The 20362-nt window shown below is 41.7% G+C and carries 23 protein-coding genes and 1 riboswitch; of the genes, 2 read left to right on the forward strand and 21 right to left on the reverse strand.

All coding sequences use genetic code 11. The annotated features are described in order from the left end of the window. Position 1: 1 nt before the first annotated feature. The 11 genes from thiS to AC0VXY_RS11670 form a co-directional block, all read right to left on the reverse strand. Positions 2 to 205 carry a sulfur carrier protein ThiS gene (gene thiS / locus AC0VXY_RS11620; RefSeq protein WP_435990629.1) on the reverse strand — a complete coding sequence of 68 codons (204 nt, stop codon included), beginning with the start codon at positions 203 to 205 and terminating at the stop codon, positions 2 to 4. Further along, complete coding sequence (thiO, locus tag AC0VXY_RS11625; protein ID WP_475527859.1) at positions 196 to 1305, reverse strand: glycine oxidase ThiO; 1110 nt, start codon at positions 1303 to 1305, stop codon at positions 196 to 198. Before thiO ends, thiS begins: the two co-directional genes overlap by 10 nt. Then, positions 1292 to 1933, reverse strand: a complete 642-nt coding sequence (gene tenI, locus AC0VXY_RS11630; RefSeq protein WP_475525337.1) for a thiazole tautomerase TenI — start codon at positions 1931 to 1933, stop codon at positions 1292 to 1294. Before tenI ends, thiO begins: the two co-directional genes overlap by 14 nt. Next, positions 1923 to 2726 (reverse strand): energy-coupling factor transporter transmembrane component T family protein, encoded by an 804-nt coding sequence (locus tag AC0VXY_RS11635; protein WP_475525338.1) that lies wholly within the window; start codon positions 2724 to 2726, stop codon positions 1923 to 1925. The genes tenI and AC0VXY_RS11635 overlap by 11 nt, the downstream gene beginning before the upstream one ends. Further along, positions 2723 to 4150 carry an ABC transporter ATP-binding protein gene (locus AC0VXY_RS11640; RefSeq protein ID WP_475525339.1) on the reverse strand — a complete coding sequence of 476 codons (1428 nt, stop codon included), beginning with the start codon at positions 4148 to 4150 and terminating at the stop codon, positions 2723 to 2725. The genes AC0VXY_RS11635 and AC0VXY_RS11640 overlap by 4 nt, the downstream gene beginning before the upstream one ends. A 13-nt stretch (positions 4151 to 4163) precedes the next feature. After that, entirely contained in the window at positions 4164 to 4742 is a 579-nt protein-coding gene (locus AC0VXY_RS11645; RefSeq protein WP_435990624.1) for an ECF transporter S component, read from the reverse strand. Beyond that, a complete protein-coding gene (tenA, locus tag AC0VXY_RS11650) occupies positions 4735 to 5442 on the reverse strand; it encodes a thiaminase II (RefSeq protein ID WP_475525340.1) in 708 nt (235 codons plus the stop codon). Before tenA ends, AC0VXY_RS11645 begins: the two co-directional genes overlap by 8 nt. A 118-nt stretch (positions 5443 to 5560) precedes the next feature. Next, a riboswitch (TPP riboswitch) is annotated at positions 5561 to 5668 on the reverse strand. 264 nt (positions 5669 to 5932) lie between these two features. Continuing rightward, positions 5933 to 6532, reverse strand: coding sequence for a response regulator (locus tag AC0VXY_RS11655; RefSeq protein WP_475525341.1), 600 nt, complete (start codon positions 6530 to 6532; stop codon positions 5933 to 5935). Beyond that, positions 6529 to 7665, reverse strand: a complete 1137-nt coding sequence (locus AC0VXY_RS11660; protein WP_435994501.1) for a sensor histidine kinase — start codon at positions 7663 to 7665, stop codon at positions 6529 to 6531. The genes AC0VXY_RS11655 and AC0VXY_RS11660 overlap by 4 nt, the downstream gene beginning before the upstream one ends. A gap of 136 nt (positions 7666 to 7801) precedes the next feature. Further along, positions 7802 to 7999 (reverse strand): hypothetical protein, encoded by a 198-nt coding sequence (locus tag AC0VXY_RS11665; RefSeq protein WP_435990621.1) that lies wholly within the window; start codon positions 7997 to 7999, stop codon positions 7802 to 7804. A gap of 229 nt (positions 8000 to 8228) precedes the next feature. Then, positions 8229 to 8510 carry a DUF6509 family protein gene (locus tag AC0VXY_RS11670; protein WP_435990620.1) on the reverse strand — a complete coding sequence of 94 codons (282 nt, stop codon included), beginning with the start codon at positions 8508 to 8510 and terminating at the stop codon, positions 8229 to 8231. A 173-nt stretch (positions 8511 to 8683) separates the two neighbouring features. Between AC0VXY_RS11670 and AC0VXY_RS11675 the strand changes: the two genes are divergently transcribed. Further along, a complete protein-coding gene (locus AC0VXY_RS11675) occupies positions 8684 to 8992 on the forward strand; it encodes a hypothetical protein (protein ID WP_435990619.1) in 309 nt (102 codons plus the stop codon). A 46-nt stretch (positions 8993 to 9038) separates the two neighbouring features. Here the strand turns inward: AC0VXY_RS11675 and AC0VXY_RS11680 are convergent, their stop codons facing one another. The 6 genes from AC0VXY_RS11680 to speD all read right to left on the reverse strand — a co-directional run bounded on the left by AC0VXY_RS11680 (position 9039) and on the right by speD (position 13901). Then, positions 9039 to 9221, reverse strand: coding sequence for a hypothetical protein (locus tag AC0VXY_RS11680; protein WP_475527914.1), 183 nt, complete (start codon positions 9219 to 9221; stop codon positions 9039 to 9041). A 40-nt stretch (positions 9222 to 9261) separates the two neighbouring features. Next, a complete protein-coding gene (locus tag AC0VXY_RS11685; RefSeq protein WP_475525342.1) occupies positions 9262 to 9849 on the reverse strand; it encodes a branched-chain amino acid aminotransferase in 588 nt (195 codons plus the stop codon). A 43-nt stretch (positions 9850 to 9892) separates the two neighbouring features. Beyond that, positions 9893 to 10645: an exodeoxyribonuclease III gene (locus tag AC0VXY_RS11690; RefSeq protein ID WP_475525343.1), complete on the reverse strand. Its 753-nt coding sequence runs from the start codon at positions 10643 to 10645 to the stop codon at positions 9893 to 9895. A 262-nt stretch (positions 10646 to 10907) separates the two neighbouring features. Continuing rightward, entirely contained in the window at positions 10908 to 12002 is a 1095-nt protein-coding gene (locus AC0VXY_RS11695) for a PRK06851 family protein (RefSeq protein ID WP_475525344.1), read from the reverse strand. A gap of 140 nt (positions 12003 to 12142) precedes the next feature. Continuing rightward, positions 12143 to 12940, reverse strand: a complete 798-nt coding sequence (locus AC0VXY_RS11700) for a TIGR00266 family protein (protein WP_475525345.1) — start codon at positions 12938 to 12940, stop codon at positions 12143 to 12145. 148 nt (positions 12941 to 13088) lie between these two features. After that, positions 13089 to 13901 carry an adenosylmethionine decarboxylase gene (speD, locus tag AC0VXY_RS11705; RefSeq protein WP_435990578.1) on the reverse strand — a complete coding sequence of 271 codons (813 nt, stop codon included), beginning with the start codon at positions 13899 to 13901 and terminating at the stop codon, positions 13089 to 13091. 190 nt (positions 13902 to 14091) lie between these two features. On the opposite strand from speD, the gene AC0VXY_RS11710 reads away from it, so the two are divergent. Further along, positions 14092 to 15222, forward strand: a complete 1131-nt coding sequence (locus tag AC0VXY_RS11710) for a CAP domain-containing protein (RefSeq protein WP_435990577.1) — start codon at positions 14092 to 14094, stop codon at positions 15220 to 15222. A gap of 106 nt (positions 15223 to 15328) precedes the next feature. Here the strand turns inward: AC0VXY_RS11710 and AC0VXY_RS11715 are convergent, their stop codons facing one another. The 4 genes from AC0VXY_RS11715 to AC0VXY_RS11730 form a co-directional block, all read right to left on the reverse strand. Next, entirely contained in the window at positions 15329 to 16048 is a 720-nt protein-coding gene (locus AC0VXY_RS11715; protein WP_475525346.1) for a DsbA family oxidoreductase, read from the reverse strand. Between the two features lie 86 nt (positions 16049 to 16134). Beyond that, positions 16135 to 18714, reverse strand: a complete 2580-nt coding sequence (locus AC0VXY_RS11720; protein WP_475525347.1) for a DEAD/DEAH box helicase — start codon at positions 18712 to 18714, stop codon at positions 16135 to 16137. Positions 18715 to 18853: 139 nt separating this feature from the next. After that, positions 18854 to 19300 (reverse strand): CoxG family protein, encoded by a 447-nt coding sequence (locus tag AC0VXY_RS11725; RefSeq protein ID WP_475525348.1) that lies wholly within the window; start codon positions 19298 to 19300, stop codon positions 18854 to 18856. A 150-nt stretch (positions 19301 to 19450) separates the two neighbouring features. Further along, on the reverse strand, positions 19451 to 20242 hold the full coding sequence (locus AC0VXY_RS11730; protein WP_475525349.1) for an HAD family hydrolase: 792 nt from the start codon (positions 20240 to 20242) through the stop codon (positions 19451 to 19453). Positions 20243 to 20362 lie beyond the last annotated feature (120 nt).

Consider the following 20362-nt stretch of genomic DNA (forward strand, 5'->3'; position numbering starts at 1 on the left):
GTCAACCGCCTCCTACAAATTGGACCAGTTCAATGGAATCTCCATTTTCAACTGGTGCCTTCTCATGTTCTTCTTTTCTTAATATAGTGTGATTCTGTTCAACCATAATCGTTCGCTTCTTCAGTTTGAAATGATCTAAAAGATCTTCTATTGTAGCGATTGTTTCCGGCACTGTCACGAGCTGTCCATTTATCCTTAATTCCATTTTCTAAAACTCCCCATGTGTGAATGTAGTAATGGATTCTTTTTGCCTTCCATCAGCTCTGCCATCATGAGTCCTGTTATGGGAGCAAGGAGAATGCCATTCCGGTAGTGGCCCGTTGCAATGGAGAGACCTTCCCACCTTTCGCTCCTTCCGATAATAGGAAGTCCTCCTTGTGTTTGAGGCCGTATCCCCGACCAGGCTTTATCCCAATCAGCATGTATCAGGTCAGGAAGAATGTCTGTAGCTTTATTCATCAAATTCATCATTCCACTTACGGAAATGGTTTCATCGAAGGTATAAGCATGTTCTGTAGCTCCTATTAGAAATCGACCACCCACCTTTGGAACAATGTAGCATCCTTCAGTGAAAATGGTCCTCTCCACCAGTTTCCGGGAATATTTCACCGAAAAGCATTCCCCTTTGACAGGATAAGAGTGAATTGTCACACCGATTCTCTCCAATAGAGATTGACTCCACGCACCGCCTGCAACGATTATTTCAGATGCATAAATGGGACCGACAGACGTTTGAACTCCCGATATCCTGCTTCCTTCCACATTAAAGTCATATACATCCGTATACTCCTTGACATCAGCCCCTAATCTCACTGACGCGAGCCCCAACGCTTCTGTCAGCTTGGGTGCCGATACGTTCCCATCCCGTGGAATGAATAAACCACCTCTCGCCTGTTTCGAAAGATGAGGTTCGAAGGCTGATAGCTTTAGAGGGGATAACCACTCTACTTCTTCACTCTCATCCGATTGGGAAGCAACCCTTACTAAAGTCTGTGCCTCTTCCTCTGTCCTTGCCAACTTGATCATTCCATTTTCCACATACTCTATATCCATACCGGTTACTTCTTTTAATTCCTGTGCAAGAACCGGGTACATATTGCGGCTTTTCTGCGCGAGTCGATAGAGAGGGCTTCCTCCCTTTAATTCCGTTTGAACCCCAAGCATTCCCGCTGCTGCTCCCGAGGCTCTGGATGCCAATTGATTCTTCTCAATCAACAATACTTTCTTCCCTCTTTTCGAAAGCTGATACAGAATGGAGCAGCCGATTACTCCTCCGCCTACGATCATCACATCATATTGTTTCACCAAGTTGTTTCACCTCCTTATGGATTGCCTCATAATAAGCCCTTGCTGCTTCAAGAGGGTCTTCAGAAAGGAATATACCTGATAATATCGCTATACCCTTTACACCTGTTCTTATAATGTCATCCACTCGTCCAGGTGTAATGCCCCCGATGGCAATAATGGGAAGGGAGATGTTCTGAACAACGTCTTCCAAATTGACAATCCCTGTGCCTTGTTTTCCGGGTTTCGACATTGTTTCATAAACATTCCCAAAAAGAAGGAAATCTGCCCCTTGTTCATATGCCAGAAGTGCTTGCTGCATGCTGTGCACCGATGATCCGATTTGCAAAGATGGAAAGCTTTCCTTCACTAAGCCAACAGGAGCACTATGATGCCCAAGTTGGACCCCTCTCACGTGTTTTATATAAGCGATGTCTACCCGGTCATTGATGTAGAGCTTCCTTACTGGAACACCCGCAGCTGTTAATTCATCAACGGCTTCAGCCAGCTCCGCACCTGTCCAGCTTTTTTCACGAATATGAAGCATATCGATGTAGGGGTGGATGGTTCTCGAGATTTTCACCAATTCTTCCCTTGATTGCTGACCAGTGGAAATGACATGTAGTACTCTTCTCTTTTCAATTTCCATAGCGAACATCTCCCGTCGGAAAAATTGGTAGATATATAGAAAGTACGTAACTTACTGAAATCATGAGGATAATAGTCCCAATAAAATAGCCATCCCATTTTGAAAATCCTACTTTGTAGAAATAGGTTCTCTCCCCATCGCCCTCAAATCCTTTTGTTTCCATGGCAACTGCAATTCTGTGAGCCCTTCTGATGCTTTGTGCGATTAAGGGGATGGAATAGGACTGGATGATATGGATTAGTCTCTTAATACCTTTTCGTTCCCGTGTACCCCTGACTTTCCGTGCATTCCGAATGATATTGAATTCTTCCAGCATGATGGGGATCAGCCTTATCCCGGCCATAAAACTATAAGCATACTTCGGCTTAAGTCCCAATTGCTGCATAAGTGAATAAAACAGCAGGACAGGTCTTGTCGTCAGAGCAAATAAGAGACCTAAAAGAGCGAATAGGAATGCCCTCAACCCTATATGAATCCCCCTGTAAAAACTTTCCTCCGTTACTTGAATCATCCCCCAAGTAAGCCACTTCGTCTCTCCTTTTCCAAACATGATCATCGAGGATGCCGTAGAGAGAAAGACAAGAAAGAATGGCAGGGCCATCAATAGTACTAACCTCATTGAATATCCAGAGAATGACCCCAATAAGAGGAAAGTGAACAACGTCAAATACACTAGCCAATTCAGGTAATGAACGAATAATAAAAATAGAAAAAGTGTGATCATCACAATCAATTTCATACTCGGGTTAATCTGATGGAGCCAGGTGTGTTTATGAACCATTTCCATATTCATAATGCTTCACTCCTCACTACTTCTACATCCACATCTTGAACCAGTCTTCCTTTTTCAATTGTCCATATCCTGGTTGCGAAGTGTCGGATGATTCTAACATCATGAGTCACCATCAATATGGTTACGCCTTCACGCTGTAACTCCAGAAGCAATTCGATCAGTTCAAACGTATTATGAGCGTCCTGTCCGAAAGTCGGTTCATCCAATAACAGAATCTTCTTATTCGGAACGATGGATGCTGCAACACTTAACCTGCGTTTTTGACCCACAGATAAAGAATAAGGATGATGTTCCTTAAATGAACGAAGGTTGAATCGCTGGAGTAGCTCATAAACCTTTCTCTCCACACTCTCTTCATTCAAGTTCTTTAGCCGGTAACTATAGGCCAATTCGTCATAAACGCTATGAGTGACAAACTGTAATTCTGGATTTTGAAAAACAAACGCACAATCTTGGGGGATCTTTTTCCCTTTCATCTGTATTCCGTTTAATTCGTACGTCCCGCTTGTATAAATGAATTTCATTAGACTGTGCAGTAACGTTGATTTCCCTGCACCATTCCTTCCTGTAATGGCAATCCATTCCCCTTTACGAATCGAAGCAAGTGGAAGAAGAATCTTCTCTTCTTTTTGAATATAGCCTTTGAAGTCCTCCATTCTTGCAATCACAGGTCCGAACGGAGGAATCTCCCTCATTTGACGGGATGACAGATATTCCTCCCACGCGCCCGGGTACCAGACACCCAAGTTCTTCAACGTACCTTTGTAATGGTTCAATATCCACTCTTTCGCTCCATCCGCCATAATGGTTCCATTTGAATCGAAAAGAATGATTCGATCGATCATGTCAAGAACATGATCAAGTTTATGCTCTACGATCACCAAGGTTTTATTTAAAAAGACCTCTTTGATTGTTTTCCAGACAGACTTTGTACTTTGCTCATCCAACAATGAAGTCGGTTCGTCCAGGAACAAAGTATCGGGTGTCAAGGCAAGTGCCGAAGCAATGGCCAATTTCTGCTTCATGCCTCCTGATAATGTTGAGATTTTCGTGTGGGGATCATCAAGTTCCAGTCCCACCTCCGATAGCAGCTGTCGTATTTCTCCTTTCATTTCTTCACGGGGAGTCCGTAAATTCTCCAGCACAAAGGCCAATTCTTCATCCACGAAGGGCATACAAAATTGCGAGTCCGAATCCTGAAATACATAGCCATAAGAATCAGACACCTCCAATTTAGCAGCTCTCATGGGAACATCCACAGATCGGGGGATCACCCCTGATAAAACATGGAGAAGTGTTGATTTACCATATCCTGATGGTCCCAATAGCAATACTTTCTCCCCTTCATTGATAGACAGACTGACATCATTAAACATCCGTTTTTCCGATCCGGGAAAAGTAAGGCGAAGGTTTTCGACATGCATAAGCATCACCCCTTTAATGGTTCAATACATCGTAATCATCCTGACTTGCACGTCTGACTAGACTTGTGACTCCGGTTTTCTCGAGGGCCCTGACCAAATAAAATGAACCTGCACCTGCGATGACAATGGACCCCAGTAATCTCGCAACGACAAATAATGACAGATTCCAGAAAACCAAATCCCCCATATACCCTTTCATGTAATCCATGAAGATGGAGCCACATGATGACCCGACCGCTGCAAAACATATAATTGAAAGATCATAGCGTTTATATTTCGCTACTAAGAAAACCAATTCTGCCATCAATCCTTGAATGACTCCGAATAAAAGGACCTCGAGTCCCCACTCAGAACCCATAAGAAACTCTCCCGAAGAAGCGGCGATTTCGGCTAAAAGAGCGACGCCAGGTTTACGGATGACCAAAAAAGCAACGGTAGCCGCCATAAACCACATTCCATAGATAAATTGATCCGCATGCAATCCGATTGGTTTTAACAAGTTATAAAATGGCCCCCAAAGCTTATAAATGACACCAAACATGATGGAAATGACCACCGTCACTAAAATGTCTGTCAGTTTTAATTTAGACATTTTGTTCACTCATTTCTTTACCGGCACCGAGTGCATGCTGAAACGGCCATTTTTCAAGGGTGTAAGCCATCTCCCAAAACTGCAATTCGTAAATGCTGCTCAATATGAAATTTTCTTTCATTCTTTCTCTATCACATTCAGTCATGGTTGCTGCCAATACATCAAGCCGATTTATTTGTTCTTCCACTAACTCTTTGAACCAGTCTCCTCCGTATGCCTTAATCCATTCCTGGTAAACGGGCTCTCCCGGCTTGCATGATTTCAAGCGTTCCCCTATCTCGTAATAGAGCCAGTAGCAGGGGAGAATCGCTGCCAGGATATCAGCTAAACCTCCATATCGCGCGGAACGATACATATGTGACGTATAAGCGTACGCTGTAGGGGCTGGTTTGAAATTCTTTCTTTCCTCTTCTGTGATGCCTAATCGTTTGGAGAAATTTTCATGGAGTGAAAGCTCTGCTTCATTGGTTCCTACAGCGTGCGCTGCCATTCGTGATGTCGTATGTAGGTCCATTGCCTTTGATGCACCAAGCGCCTGCACCTTCGAGAAATGTGAAAGGTAATAGGCATCTTGCAAAAGATAATACTTGAACTTCTCGATGGGGAGTGTTCCATCCCCGATTCCTTTAACGAAAGGGTGATGAAAGCTTGCATCCCAAATGTCCTTGACTTCGTTTCGTAAAACGGTTGAAAATGACATGATTTCCTACTCCTTTTCCAGACGACCCGAAATGGGCAACAAAAAAAGCCACTTCCCGTGATGCATACAGCATACAGAAAGTGGCTTGAGATCAGAATAATAGAATTGTATTCTTTGCGACCGTCAAACACCACTTCCCTACGCTGGTCTCAACCAGATCAGGTTCAAAGGGTCTTAAAGTCACACTTTAATCTCAGCCTTTTAGAAGGCACCCCTAGTGGATCGTCTTATGAAATTTTGTTTTCGATGTTATCGTATCATGATTCAATGAGTTGTCAACACAATTTAAACAAATAACGATTCTTTAACGGTTTCAGATTTGCTGTCGGATTCAATGACAGCAAAAGGTGCAGCATTATAAATCTCACAAAAAAATTTTCCGAAAAAAGATCTTCAATCTATTTTCTCCTTGTTATTAGAGACGAATAAATATTCAACTTAATGAAAAACTATAAAAAGGACGGAGCTGCAAGAAGGTCCGTCCCTCGTTTTATTTAAACCATCCCTTTTCTTTCGATTGGGTGATGGCTTCGATTCGGTTTTTCACTTCCAGCTTGTCGAGGATCGTGGAAATATAGTTCCGGACCGTTCCCGTTTTGAGCTTTAGTTCATCGGCGATTTCTTTTGTGTTTTTCCCGTCGGCAACCAGCTCCAACACTTCTTTTTCCCGGTCTGTTAGGGGATTCTCTTCACTGTATACGTCATCCATCAGCTCAGGGGCGTATATACGCTTACCATCCATCACAAGCCGGATAGAGTTCGCCAGTTCTTCACTGGGACTGTCCTTCAACAAATATCCCTTCACTCCACCCTTTAATGCACGCTGAAAATAGCCTGATCTGGCAAAGGTTGTAAGGATGATCACCTTACAATCTTGCCCCTTTAATTCCTCTGCCGCTTCTAGTCCGGTCTTTTCTGGCATTTCTATATCCATGATACAAATATCCGGCTTCAGTTCATGAACGAGGGAAATGGCTTCTTCTCCATTGCCTGCTTTTCCAACCACTTCCATATCATCTTCCAGGCTCAATAGGGATCCCAATGCGCCCAACAACATCCGTTGATCTTCCGCAATCACAATTCGAATCATTCCATTCCCTCCCTGTCTGTCTGCTTGATTACTTTCGGTACCCGCATGATCAAGGTGGTGCCATCCACCCAAACAATATCAAGGCTTCCGTTGACAAATTCCAATCGCTCTCTCATCCCGATCAGGCCACTGCCTTTGGATTGTGTGTAATCACTTCCGATTCCCACACCATTATCTTTCACAACAATGGTCATTTCTTTTTCCGATTCTTCAATACTCAGTTCACAGGTAGAAGCCTTGCTATGTTTCACCACATTGGTCACAGCCTCTTTCAAGCACATGCTCAAGATGTTTTCCAAAAAGAGTGAAGTTTGAGGGATAGCGGTGTCATCAGTCATACGGAATTCGATTTCTGCGGCTTTTAAGAGTTGTTTGACCCTGACGATTTCGTCTTTCAAACGAATTCCCCTCATCTGGGAGACCATCGTCCTGACCTCACTTAATGCGGTTCTTGCCGTTTGTTGAACATCCTGTAATTCACTTCGGGCCTGCTCCGGGTCCTTGTATATCAATTTTCTCGCAAGGTCGCTTTTCAGTCCGATCAATGAAAGCTTTTGACCCAGTGTGTCGTGGAGATCCCTGGCAATCCTCTGACGTTCTTCCTGTTTGACGAGGTCCGATATTCGCTTATTGGCATCTTCCAACTGATCTTCCAAATGAACCTGTTTATTCCGATTATAAATATTGAACGGAAGCAGGATGACGCTGATCCAGATGATCAGAATGAAAGGAAACTGGGATAGAAATAATTCATCCTGCAGCACGAAGTTATAATTAATCGATGCCGTCGTCAGTACAAGATGAATGATGTAAAGGGTCAGAAACGCAACCCGGTTTTTTATATTCCCGTTATAGTAAGCGATGTAAAAGGCGAAATAGATAAAATTAAACTGGATGGTCATGGTGATGGAAATCGCAATCAATATCGATGTCCATAAATAAACCGGCCAATCCTTTGAGATGAAAGCAAAACGTAAAGAAATAAAAAATGTAATGGTCAGGAAAATCCCTACCGCAATTTCGATCGTAGAAGATGATTGAAAGATAAAGTAAAATGGCAGGATGCTGATAATGCTCCATATGTATGGAGAAATACCTGAACCTCTTTGATTGTTGATGAATTTTTTCGGCATTTGCACGCTGAATACCTCTTTTGCTTTCAATGTTTTGAATATGTCTCCTATATTATGACATACATGGACCTGTTTTTCACATGATGCTTTTGAGATTTTATTTATCTCCGGAGGTGTTATTATCCGGTGAGGAATACTAATATTTCCGGTTTTGAATTCTTTTTTGCTTCTCCATGACCTCATAGGATTTGTGGATGATGTCAGTTAAGACGTCACCCTTATAGACCCTTCCGATTTTCGTGTTCTGCTGATAGTATTCTACAATTTCATCCAATTTCTCTGACGTTTCTTTATCAACTCTTACATTAAGTTGCATTCTTCCTTGATCTGACAAGGTTCGCCCTCCTATTATATCACTCTGATATCAATTGCTAGCACTTTGTTATCACTAGTATATCACTTGCTATAAGAGCTATATACAGTTCAAATATCATATTTACCCACACAAATTAGGAAACATTGATGTTTTAGATGAAGCGTATTGTGGTGACAGTAATAAGCACCAAATAAAAAACATCATCCCGATTCATTAACCATTGAAAAGGATGATGTTTTGCATCAATTTATCCGATATGTTCCTGGCAGTATGTCAGGATGAGGTTTTCTTCCTCTTCTTCTAATTCAAAGTCGAGAAATGATTCGGTATTTTTTTCAATGATTGTGGATTGGACGATCCTTGCTCCATTTTCGTCCCGGACAAAAATGGCTTTTATGTAAATACCCTGTTCCGAATACAGTTCATCGTCTTCGGGTACGTCAACATCAAGTAACACTTCATACCGATCCCCACTTAAAATACCTGTTGGGTCTTTAAGTTCTTCCACATGATGATTAGTAATATTCATTTTTCTATCTTCCTTTCAATATCAAACAAGTTTCTGCTTATCCTCCTATTATACACGTTCCACCATCCTTTTTAAAATGTATTCCCTATCTGACCCGGAATGGATTTGAATAGGCTTCCTTCACAAACTTCGCTATAATAATGGTAGATCTATCGTTTAAGGAGAGATTTGAATTGAACTCTAAAGAAATGCAGGAAAAAATCATTCAAAATTACCAGAAGGATGAGCATATGATGATCCTTGTATTCGCACAATGGTGTGTGAATCACGATCTCGATCCCGCTGAACTTTATCAACGGGCCTATCCCCAACAAGGAGATAATCCTGCCCTGCAGCAAGGAATCGACTTGACCGTTTCCAAAGAAGAATCCGAAGAAATTCCAGATACCACTATACTCGGCGTCCTATCCCTATTCGGAAATGATGACCTGGCTCATGTCGTGACAGAAGAAATCAATAAACGTACCAAAGATAAAAGATAAATGTACATAGAGGGACGGACCTTGCTAGAGGTCCGTCCCTCTACTTTTACATAAAATCAAAGTAATAACGAATGATGTGAAAGAAGATCGGCGAAGTATTTCCGGTATCAAACTGTGGGAGAAGCTGCCTGCGCTGATCACTCCTGAAGACTTCAGAAAGCACCCTCACTTCCACTTGGTCTATGAAGGAAAGTTGTTCGATTACGAGCCGGTCAAACAAAAAAGGCAAAATAAAATCCCTCTCGGATTCGTTCGAGAGGGATCTTATTTTATGACTCATCTATATTTTGAAGAAGGTTGAAAAGAAAATCATAGATAAGCTCGTAAACCGACAGCAAGGTTTGGCTTTCATTAAAATCACTGTGGTCATTCAAAGTGAAATTCAAGTCCCACAACCCATCTTCACCATTAAACAACAGATCATAAGATGCTTCACCTTCAAGAGACTCATCTAAATAATGCTCTATCTGACTACGATACTTCTTTTGCAGCTTTAACCCAAGCATCGCATCATAAGTACCAAATACGTCGTCCACTTCGACGGAAACGGCCTCCACTCCAATCAGAGCGAACCATTTGGATTCAAGGAAAATGAACTCGTTTTTATGTTGTTTCAAATAAGTGATTGGCTGATTGAGAAAGTCATCAGATTCTTCCCCGATCAGTTCTTCCGTTTCTTTATCACAACGCTCAATATATGCATCCAGAAAACGTGAATCCGCTTGCGGGGTGGCAACCTCGTCAGCTTCCAGTAAACCGTGATTTAACACATAGTTCCTCTCTTGTTTAAACAAAGGAACAGGAACTTCAGATACTTTCGTTTCATCAATATATTGCTGTATTCTTTTCTGTAACATTCAATTCCCTCCACATGGATTGTTTCTATACTTTCTTTATGTACTACTCTAACTCCAAGTATACAGGACAATGATCACTGCCGTGAATATCGGAGTGAATTTCAGCTTTAGCTATTGAAGGCGCTAATAGATCGGAAACGATAAAGTAATCAATCCTCCACCCGATATTCCGTTCACGTACTTTACTCATATAAGACCACCAACTGAAGGCGTCATCCTTATCAGGGTACAGATAACGAAAACTATCCACAAAGCCCTCCTGGAGCAACAGACTCATTTTTCTCCTTTCTTCATCGGTAAAACCTGAATTCCCACGGTTTGGCTTATCATTTTTCAGGTCAATTTCAGTATGAGCAACATTCAAGTCCCCGCATAGAATGACCGGTTTATGTAAATTCAATCCCACAAGATATTCCCTTAAGGCATCCTCCCATTCAAGTCGTTCATCGATCCTCGAAAGATCTCTTTTCGAATTAGGCGTATACACATTCACCAAGTAAAAAGAATCATATTCACATGTTAAGATTCTCCCTTCAGGTTCTATTTCCTCATCACGAAAACCAAAAGAGACGGCTAGTGGCTTCTGTTTAGTGAAGGTCGCAGTTCCTGAATATCCCTTCCTCATCGCGTAATTCCAATATTGGTGGTATTCACTTAAGTCCAGTGAAATTTGCCCTTCTTGAAGCTTAGTTTCTTGAAGACAAAAAATATCTGCATCCATGCGATGAAAATAATCTAAAAACCCTTTTTTCACACATGCTCTAATTCCATTTACATTCCATGATACCAGCTTCATAGTTATTTATTAAACTCCTTTACTCTTAACAATACTCCTTATTATCCTACCATAAAATCAGTTTCCTCATTTATTATATCAATATAACGAATGGTTCATATATTTATTATATTGATATAACTTATTCGTTTAAGTTATATTATCCCACGAAAAAAACCATGCCTGAGCATGGTTTTGAAGGATCCCCTATGATTTTTCACGCTTGTATTCTTTCTATCTGTTTGATAGAAAGATCATCACGTATGGCCGTTTACTCTACTAACTACTTCTTTAAAAACTCACTTATTTCCTGAAAGATTTCTTCTCTCATCATATTCACCTTTGAAAAGTCCATGGCCCCTATATAGATGGATTCGAGTTGTTCACGAAGCTTTTTAGCTTCTTTAAGATATGAGATTGCTTCATTCATTTTATCCTTATAGGCTTTTGTGGTCCGTTCGATATCGACAGCATATTTTTCATCTGTCCCCTCGGTAATGCATCTTTCATACATATCGATGATTTCGTCTGATTCCCGATCAGGAAAATATTCATGTGGTGCTGTACTATCGAAAATAGCGATCCCTTTTTCTCTTATGATCAACATATCAAGACTATTGGGGTCAAATCCACAATGATAAACTTCTACGTCAAAGCCTTTCACTTCTGCGGCAGAAGCAATTTTCTTTAACATCGTTGACTTTCCGGAACCTGCACGCCCTTTGATAAAGTAGCGCTTCCCAACATCCTCTGTTAAATTCTGAATATAGTCAACTGCCCCATCAGGAGTAGCGGCACCTAAGAACCGATGTTTGACTGTTGAGGATTTAGGAAGGCAGTTATCTTCAAAAAAGAGTGAAATTAACTCGTTTGTCAATTCATTGGCTTTTACAAAGTCCATGTTCGCAATGTAGATTTCTTCAATGTCATCGTGGGCATTCAGGGATGACGCAAAGGTATGATAAGCTTTCTGAAAGAGTGAGGCAATTTTATCATTTAAAGCAAGGATTTCTTCCTTGTGCCCGTTCAGTTCATCACGGTCCCATGCCACTCCTAAATTCACATACTCTTCAATCACACCGGGTGCTTTTGGTTCAATAATATGAGGAGCTGTCCCATCTACAATCCCTACACCGAATTCAGGGAGGAGAATACCGTCGATGGATTGATTATCGGAAGCACAATGTAAATAGTCCACGTTTAACCCATTTTCTTCAAAACGTTTTCCAATCGTTTTCATTAATGAGGATTTCCCTGTTCCAGGACCACCCTTTAAGATATATACCCGCTCTAATCCATCCAGTACTGAATCATATAGACTGTAGAATCCTTTTGCCGTATTCCCTCCAACATAATAATGACGAATCTCCCCTGTCATGAAATCACCCTTTCACATCATTTATTTAAACATATGATGCGGGAACTAAATAGGTGAATACCCACTCCTAAAGCGGAAGCGGCTTGAACATAAAAAAACACTCCCGCGAATGGAAATGCTCTTTTATGTTTATACGTGAATCAATCGTCTCCGTTTAAAAAATCCCCGATTCCACCAAGTATACTTCCCTCACCAGTCGAACGGCCTCCACCTGGAGCATTTGCATAGATCCGCTCCGCTAACCGGCTGAACGGAAGAGACTGTATCCATACCGTCCCAGGACCACGGACTGTAGCAAAAAACAGACCCTCTCCACCAAGGAAAGCCGATTTGATTTTGCCGACATATTCGATGTTGTAGTCCACTTCTTTTGTCATGGCCACTAAACAGCCCGTATCCACCCGCAGCACTTCCCCGGGCTCGAGCTCTCTTCTATAAATCGTTCCCCCTGCATGAAGAAAGGCTAAACCGTCCCCTTCAAGCTTCTGCATAATGAAACCTTCTCCACCAAAGAAGCCGGTTCCCAATTTCTTTTGAAAATCGATTCCGACAGAGACTCCCTTTGCCGCACAAAGAAAGGCATCCTTTTGACAAATCACTTTACCGCCTAATTCACTTAAATCAACCGGAATGATTTTTCCCGGATAAGGAGCGGCGAAAGATACATGCTTTTTTCCCATTCCCTCATTGGTAAAGACGGTCATGAATAAGCTTTCCCCTGTCAATATACGTTTTCCTGCCCCCACGAGCTTCCCTAGAAAACCTCCAGTCCCGCTTCCTTGAGAGCCATCGCCAAAGATCGTTTCCATACCGATACCATCTTCCATCATCATCATGCCACCAGCTTCGGCTACTGCACTTTCTCCCGGATCTAATTCTATCTCGACAAACTGCATATCATCCCCGTGCAATTTGTATTCAATTTCATGTGAATTCATTCCCTTTTCCTCCTCTATTTACATGCATATTTACCTATTCTTCAAGAGGAAGGGATTTCCCTTCTCAAATCCCATTTTCATAATAATTAGAAATCATACTAAAAACCCCTTCGCGCAAATGTTCGCGAAGGGGTTTCAATGATCATTTTTACGGTCGGGGCATATTCTTACCGTAAAAGATTTCATCCATTTCCATTTTTAGTTTGTCTGTAATCTCATCGACCTCATCCTCTTCCAGTCTGTCCTTTGTGTAACCAAATAAGTAATTGTTCAAATCAAATTCTTTCAATTTGCATTTTGTGTGGAAGATGTTTTGAGGATAGACATTCACATCGATCATGTCATACTCATCCTTAATTTCTTCCGGAATGTAATTCTGAATGGAATTGATGTCATGGTCGATGAATAACTTTCTTCCGTTAATGTCCCTGGTAAATCCCCTCACCCGATAATCCATCGTCATGATATCCGTGTCGAAGGAATGAATTAAATAATTCAATGCCTTAAGTGGGGAAATTTCCCCGCATGTAGAAACATCGATATCTGCCCTGAATGTAGAGATCCCTTCATGTGGATGGTACTCCGGGTAGGTATGGACCGTAATATGGCTCTTATCCAGATGCATCGTCACAGTTGAAGGCAGAGGACCTGGTGATTCATCAAAATGCTCCGTCGGCACTTCGACGATCGGACCTTCCGAGACCAGGATGGTCACACTGGCACCCTGGGGAACATAGTCCTGTTTCGATACGTTCAGTACATGCGCCCCGATAATATCCGAAACGTGGGTGAGGATCTTCGTCAGTCTATCGGCGTTGTATTGCTCATCAATGTATTCAATATAGGCTTCCCGTTCTTCACGGGTCTTTGTATAACAGATATCGTACATATTGAAACTCAACGACTTCGTTAAGTTATTGAATTCATGCAATTGAATCCGTTCCTCATGAGATAATTTCATTGCGTTATCCCCCTTTATGTAAATGTTGAAGCTGCCCTATTTAGTTATCTTACCCGAAGCCCTCCAAACTAAAACAGGCAGACCGGATTGAAAATGGTGTAGAATGGGTACTGAGCAAAGAGAGCAGCCTTTCTCTTTTTACTTCTATATTATTTTGGATACAATGGAAGGTAGAATGGAGTGTTAGCATTTGAGACGATTATTTATTCTTATCATGATTCTTGTGGTTGCCTATATATCAAAACCCGCCTGGGAAGAGAAAGTGGAAGCGGCAGGTTTTGACACTGTCCTCTCTAAAATCGAAGAAATGAAAAACAACCCTAAAGTACAGGATGCCTTTGATCAAATCTACCAGGAGATGAACCTGCTCCTGATAAAGCTGGACGAGTCATTCCGTGATCTGGAGAACACATCTGACGCGAAGAAAGAAGACCCTGTGGAGAAGCCTGCTTTAACAGTCCCAAGTGAGCAAATGTTTTCTATCTATAATATAGAAATCGGGGATCCCAAAGAAAGTGTCGAGGAAGTAGTCGGTGAAGCTAAGAGAAAATCAAGCAATGAATACGGGGTTTCATGGTATGCCTATCACGAAAACTACCGGAACTTCCTCATGGTCTCGTATGATCAAAACCAACAGGTGAATGGACTGTTCACCAATCAAGATCTTCTATCCTCTGATTCAGGGATAAAGATGGGCGTTTCCAAAAAGGTGGTACAGAATGAGCTTGGTGAGCCATTGACCAACATCCGTAAGGGGCTGACATTATATCAGCTGCAAAATAACGGTGAACAGGATGTATACCAGGTCGATGGAAGCTATGTGACCATCTTTTATGATAAGCATGAAAATGATACAGTCACCGCCATCCAGATCATCGACGGGAACTTGGAAGCAAATAAGAAAAACTTCTATACCAAGGGAAGTTCTGAATTGAAAGAAGGGTTTGAATTCCAACTGTTCGACCTTACGAATGCCACCCGTGTAGAGAAAGGACTGAACGTTCTCTCATGGGACAGTCTAGTGAGGGATACTGCACGGAAACATAGCCTTGATATGGCGGAACAGGATTATTTCAGTCATACAAACCTTGATGGTCAGTCACCATTTGATCGCATGGAAGAAGATCAAGTAGCCTTTCGCACTGCAGGGGAAAACCTGGCATACGGTCAGTTAAGTTCGATTTTCGCCCACGAAGGACTGATGAATTCCAAAGGTCATAGAGAAAATATCCTCCAGCCACACTACGAACATTTAGGTATAGGGGTCGCCTTTAATGAAAAATCCCAGCCGTATTATACAGAGAATTTTTATAGTAACTGACAAATGCTCCAGCGGCCTGTCGCTGGAGCTGGATGAGAAACAAAAAAACAAGCGGGAGAAGTGCACCCGCTTGTTTTTTTTGTTTTCTATAAATGTACTGTAAAGATCATGACTTGGATGGAGGAATCTCACATCCGTTTTCGTCACATGCCAATCCTTCACTTCCTAGAGGCTGAAGAGTAGATGGTTTATTTTCCTCTTTCCACACTTTTTGTAATGAGTTCAACAATACATCACTTGGTTGAGCCCCCGAAATGGCATATTTACGATTTATTACAAAGAATGGCACGCCTTGAACACCTATTTGCCTTGCTTCTTCCTCGTCCCGGCGAACCTCTTCCGAGAAATCACTGCCTTCAAGGATGGAAACCGTTTCTTCTTCACCCAGTCCGGCTTGTTGCGCTAATTCTACGAGAGTTTCCCTGTCACCAATATGTTTAGACATGGTAAAGTGTGCATACAAAAGGATTTCAGTCATCTCTGCTTCTTTCCCTTTTGTTTTCGCATATTTAGTCAGGCGGTGGGCATCAAACGTATTAGTCGGTATGCTTGAATCAAACTGGAAATCAAGTCCTACAGTGGCTGCTTGGCGGCTCATGCCATCGGTCATGTTTTTAGCTTCCTCAAGGGATGTTCCGTACTTCTTTGAAAGGAGTTCTTGAATACTATATTCCGTATTGACCGGAGCGCCGGGATCGAGTTCGAAACTTTTAAATTCAATTTCAACAGTATCCCTCTGAGGGAAATTCTCCAGTGCCTTCTCCAAATGACGTTTTCCTATATAGCAGAATGGACATACATAATCTGACCATACTTCAATTTTCAATCTTACCACCTCAATCATCGTTTTCAATTCGTATTAGATCGTATCATAGAACCTTTAAATCTTACATAAGATTTGCTCACGATTCACTAATATCGAGGTTTCCCCTTCGTTCTCCTTTTAACCCTCGCAGCATGACAGCGATCACAAATAGGAAAATCGAAGTTCGGGGGAAGTTTCTTTCCGCATTGCCTGCACGACTGTGTTAAACTTGTGACTTCTGTCCGCAGGCTTTCGTGCACACCATCGGCAATTTCACTCCTGATCCGTTCCCAATAGTAAGCCTCCGTCTGCCTGCCCAATCGGTATAAAAACAAAAGATGAAGACCGACAGCTTTATACGAAACTTCTTTTTGCTCTAGATTCGTACTCTTCAGCTGTGGCTCAGGCAGTTCTTCACCCTCTACCAGCGCATTCATACACTGGAGCCATTGCTCTGTTAACTGTGTTTCTTTCTTGGAGAAGGGAAGATGGAGAAAGCCGTACAGGTCATTTAATGAAAGTTTTGCTTCGATCTCGGTTCCCCGGATTAGTTCATATAGTTCCCTTTCTTCAAAAAGCGTCGATTTTTCCGTACCGAATGGACTTTTGAACTTGTCCCACAAAAAGAAGAACGAGTCCATGTCATGATAATGCCGCTGAAAACGTTCGAACACACCGCTTGTCGGTGCGATGGCAAACGTTTCAAGAGATTGGTCAGGCTTTTCAAGGAGCTGCTTCATCACTTTTATATCCTTCGAGAAAGCCACTTTTCCCTCATTGTAAATTCCTTTTCTCCCTGCGCGGCCGGCAATCTGCTTAACTTCCTGTGAAGTCAGCCTCCTCCTCCTCGTTCCATCAAATTTATCGGTTTCCAGGAAAACGATTCTGCGTATCGGCAGGTTCAATCCCATCCCGATTGCATCGGTCGCAACAATCATATTCGTTTTCCCTTTAATGAACTGCATCATCTGTCTCTTCCTCGTTTCAGGAGGCATGCTTCCGTATATCATACTGACTTTATGTCCGTTATTTTGTAATCTTGAAGCGGTGTCCAACACTTTCTTCCTTGAAAAACAAACGATTGCGTCCCCTTTTTTCGCATGTTTCAATTGAAATTCTTTCGATTCAACTTCAAGTGGGATGTCTCTTTTGTATTGGTGAATCTCGACGTTGCCTTCCCCGACCAAGCCCATTAAAAGATCCCGGACATTTTCACTACCAATGATATGGACCTCCTTGGCTCTCGCCTTTGTAATGGCACGGTACCAGGAGAAGCCTCTATCCTGATCGGCGAGCATTTGGGCCTCATCGATCACGATCACTTCATATTCATCTTTTTCACGGAACATTTCAACTGTGGATGAAATATGGTGTGAATTAGGCGTTTCTTTCTCTTCTTCCCCGGTTTTCAAATTACACGGGACACCGTCTGCATTCAATGTATCGAATACTTCTAGAGCGAGTAAACGGAGTGGTGCCAAATACATACCGCTGCGGGCTGCTTTCATCCGGTTGATTGCATGATGAGTTTTCCCTGTATTGGTTTCACCGATATGAAGGATATAGTGGATGTCACCTCTATAGGAAGGACTATATTCCCGACCAAATATATCTTCCAATATCCGTTCCTCTTCCTCTTGTTTCCGTTTTAATTCAGCCAGTTCAGCTGCTTTCCTTTTCTCCCGCTTCCTGAGATCCTTTTCATATAAGGAAAGGTGAACACCTGCATGAAAAGGAATTTCTGTAAGTCTGTGTAAATCTTCAATATACTCCTCTTGAATCAGGGTGAAAAAGGTCGATTTCAGTGTCAGAAGAAAGTGATGACTGAGTCTGCTCAGCCTTTCTTCTGTAAGTTCCTGACCGTACACTGTCTCGTAACCTTTCTTCAAATCTTCGGGCATATGCTCTGATAGAGACCGATAAACCACCTGCTCGGTGTGGTAAAAGACAAAGCGTTCATATGGATAGAAATACGTTTCATATTCCCACACATGACCATCCCAATGTTCACTTTTTTTGTGAATCGAACCGGTGAATTCCGTAAGAAAGTCAGATACGGTGATAAAGGAGTCCTTTGTATAGTGTCCGTCTTCTTCTAATTTCTCTTCCAGCATATACGGTTCAACCGATCGGTATTTGGTTTTGGTTCGGATATCGTTCATGCATTTATTAGCGAATAAGAATCGCAATTCCACATACCAGCTAGTCTCTAACTTATCCACTTGTTGGCTGATGAAAGAAAGAATCATTTTTTGACACTCTTTTTGAAGAACGGCCTGTTTTTTTTCTTCTTTATTCTTAACAAATGCCTTTCGAACTTCACGATGGCGTTCTTTCCAATCTTCTTCGGATATGGGATTTTCCTGTATCCAGTTTAAGATATGGAAAGGTTGATACTCTCTGATTTCATTTCTGAACAATTTGTTGATCAATTTCTTATCCGTACCTTCAATATCGTAGCCTTTCTCTCGCAGAAATGCTTTTTTATGACTCCGCAAAACATCATTGGTTACTTTATTAAGCCAAACATTCAGCCATATTTGATGAAAAAAAGCACTCCTTTCATTCAAATAATCCTGAAATGAAGGATACTTCTCGTGTTTCTCGAGGAAAAGTGTGATATCTTCCTCGATTTTGCGTTTCGTTTCCTCTATTGCTTCTTCTCGAAGTATGTGAAGCTTTTGCATGGTTAGACCCCTTTTTATCGTGATACAGATTCCTCTACTATGTACTATATAGTGTATGTATTTCTTCTCCAACTAACAATTCACTTGCTCAAATAAGTCATTATATCACACAAGCAAATCCTCTATTTGGAAGCATACATCAAATTTCACTTCCTTCAATGGCCTTTCCTACCGCAATCGTTAGTTCCCTGGTAAGTTCAGCAACCATTTTATCGAACGCATGTTGCAGGACCTTTGCCAACTTGCTTGTGGATTCAATGGATAACCTTCCTGTCATTCTCGTAACCATTGTGTTTACTTCATCCGTTTTGAAAAATCCTGCACCTGTAAACCTATGATTAATACCCTGTAACGTGAACTTCACTTCAGATGGTTCCTTCCAATCTGTAATTCTCACATTCACATGGATCTTTTTTATCACCATCCCATAATGAACGGTGAATTTCCACGTCGATTGATTATCGGAATAAATGATATGCTCCTTGTATCCCGGCACAAGAGGAGCCCATGCATTCATATCACGAATAAAGGTCCATACATCTGATCGCGATGCATGGACATTCACCTGATGAAATCCATTTCCCATAAGCAATACCTCCCCTTAGAATGAGATCGTTCCCTCCTCTGCCTGTTATGCGAGCGGGGCTTAGGTGAATAGTATGAATGGGAATGGACTATTATGATTGATGAACCAAATAAATATAAAGGCACCGACAAATCGAAGCCTCTCTCTCTGTTATTTGATGATGTTCTTGACAATCCGGGGCACTTCTCTCAATTCCTTCACTTCATAATCCGGGACAACCTTTTGAGGTGTTTGCCCCCGCCGATTAATCCATATCGTTTTGATCCCCATCCTTGAAGCCCCCAGGATATCTGTATTTAAATTGTCACCAACCATGATCACTTCATCTTTATGAAGCTTCAGCCTCTCTAATGCATGAAGGAACATCGCAGGATCGGGTTTTCCTTTACCGATATCCCCGGAAATGATGATTTCTTGAAAATAAGGGAGAAGTTCAGGAGTTTTATCCAGCTTCGTATTTTGTAAGTGAGGAGAACCATTCGTTAATAGCAACAGTTGATAGTTTTCCTTCATTTCATTTAATACATGGAATGTATCTTCATATACATATGGTCTTTGTTTTCTTTCCTGACGAAATTTCTCGGCTAATTCTTTACCAAGTATGGAATCCGTTATGCCCAAAGAATTCAAGCCTCTAGTCCATGATTCTTTGCGGTATGAAGGGACGGTTTCTTTCATTTTCAGGAAGTTCTCATCATGTTCATCCAGGAAATCTCCCCAAAGGCCTTCAAAAGGATTGATTCCGATATTCTGTGTGAACTCATATGTATCATATGTTGCATACAGTTCCCTGGCAGCTTCCCTGACGCTTGAATCTAGTGCTTGTGGATTTGCCCCCGCTTTCTGGTATGCATAGTGGCATGTTGCTTTGAAGGCTTCTTCGATGCTTTTCGAGTCCCATAATAATGTGTCATCTAAATCAAACAGGATGGCTTTGATCACTCTCATCTCTCCCTCTAGGTATTCAACTTATAGTTTAGATTACTAGCTATATGTGAAATAGTAAACCAGAAGGATAAAATAATTTATTGCGTTATTTTCAACACTATTAGGGAATATAAC

This window comes from Rossellomorea sp. QJM3NY_18, from assembly GCF_056173145.1.